General features: G+C 32.8%; 2 protein-coding genes. Both read left to right on the forward strand.

Annotated features, from left to right (window positions below; genetic code table 11):
- A partial coding sequence (locus Q0649_RS06860) for a glycogen synthase (RefSeq protein ID WP_298839215.1) occupies positions 1–428 on the forward strand: 428 nt, incomplete at its 5' end.
- An 87-nt stretch (positions 429–515) separates the two neighbouring features.
- On the forward strand, positions 516–2,172 hold a 1,657-nt coding region (gene glgP, locus Q0649_RS06865; protein WP_298839218.1), incomplete at its 3' end, for a glycogen/starch/alpha-glucan family phosphorylase.

A 2,172-nucleotide genomic window follows, 5' to 3' on the forward strand; every position in this document is an offset into this window, starting at 1 on the left:
ATGAGGATATATTTCAGTATTATGCGTCTATTTATCCAAGCAGAATATCAGCAAATATAGCTTTTGATGAAGCTTTAGCACAACAAATATATGCTGCTTCAGATATGTTTTTGATGCCATCACTCTTTGAACCTTGTGGTATTGGTCAGCTTATTGCATTAAAATATGGGAGCATTCCAATCACACGTGAAACCGGAGGACTTAAAGACACAATTATTCCTTATAATAAATATACTGGTAAAGGGAATGGTTTTTCTTTTAATAATTACGATGGTAAAGAGTTGCTTGAAACTATAAATAGGGCTCTTGAGTTGTATAAAGATAAAACTTCCTGGGACAAATTAGTTCAGAATGCTATGAGCTCAGATAATAGTTGGGAACATTCTGCTAAAAATTATATGAAATTATATAGTGATCTAAGAAAATAATGGCTAGCAGTTTAAAAAACATATACTAGGTTATTTTTAATGTGTTATAGAATGAATGAATTCTAAAATTTCTAGGTGGTGAATGTTGTGATAATTGATAAAAAGATATTTAAGATGGATTATATAGAAAAACTACAAACAATGTTTGCAGAGGAAGCAGTTGATGCTTCCCCTTTGCATCAATATTATGCTTTAGGTGCGCTCGTAAAAGATTATTGCGCAAAGCCTTGGATAGAAAGCAACAAGGAGTATGCAAAAAACAAAGGAAAACAAGTATACTATTTTTCAATGGAATTTTTAGTTGGTAGATTGCTAAATAGTAATTTAGTTAATCTAGGACTTAAGGATATATGTGAGGAAGCACTTAGTGAACTAGGAATTAGTTTGATTGAGGTAGAGGATATAGAAGTGGATGCTGGACTTGGCAATGGTGGACTTGGAAGACTAGCAGCATGCTTTTTAGACTCTATGGCGTCGACGCAGGTGCCAGGTCATGGTTGTGGCATAAGGTATAAATATGGGTTGTTCAAACAAAAAATAGAAAATGGGTATCAGGTTGAAGTCCCCGATAATTGGCTTAAAAATGGTAATGCCTGGGAAATAAGAAAAGAAAGTAAGGCTGTTGAAGTTAAATTTGGGGGAAATGTTTATTTGAATGAGGATAACGGGGTAACAAAAGTTATTCATGAAAATTATGAATGTGTACGTGCAGTGCCTTATGATACTCCAATAAAAGGGTATAAAAACAATACTGTAAACACTTTAAGACTTTGGAGCGCCGAAACTATGGAGGAAGATTTTGATTTTTCATCTTTTAGTCAAGGGAATTATGCAAAAGCTGGGGAGAATAAGTACGCAGCTGAGGCTATTTCACAAATTTTATATCCGGATGATAGCTACGAAAAAGGTAAACTATTAAGACTAAAACAAGAGTATTTTTTTGTAAGTGCAGGGCTTCAAAGTATTTTAAAAAATTATAAGAAGAAAAAAATATCTCTTCTTGAATTTTATAAACATATTGCAGTGCAAATAAATGATACTCATCCTGCTGTAGCAGTTGCTGAGCTAATGAGACTTTTAATGGACGAGGAGAACTTATCTTGGGATGATGCGTGGTACGTTACAACAAGAACTACAGCCTATACTAATCACACAATTATGGCGGAGGCATTAGAAAAGTGGCCTGTGGATATGTTTAAAAAATTGCTCCCACGAATTTATATGATTGTGGAAGAAATAAATAGACGGTTTTGTAATGAAGTTTATCATAGGTATAATGGTAATTGGAACAAGGTAAATAATATGTCTATCATTTATAATGGGTATGTACGAATGGCATACCTTGCAATTGTGGGGGGGCATTCTGTTAATGGAGTAGCAAAACTTCATACAGAATTATTAAAACATCAGGAGCTTTCTGACTTTTATGAATTTTTTCCTGAAAAATTTAACAACCAAACTAATGGAATAACTCACAGAAGATGGTTATTAAATTCTAATGTTGAACTTGCAAAACTTATAACAGAAACTATTGGTGAGGGGTGGATAAAAACTCCAAATAATCTCAATAAGTTAATGGCTTACGTAAAGGATGATGCGTTTCAAGAGAAAACGCATATTATAAAAACAAACAATAAAATAAAATTTTCAAACCATGTATTATCAACTTATGGGATAACAATTGATCCAAGTTCCATATTTGATGTTCATGTTAAAAGAATGCATTCATATAAAAGACAAACTT

The sequence above is a fragment of the uncultured Clostridium sp. genome, assembly GCF_937920395.1.
Taxonomy (GTDB): domain Bacteria; phylum Bacillota; class Clostridia; order Clostridiales; family Clostridiaceae; genus Clostridium_AD.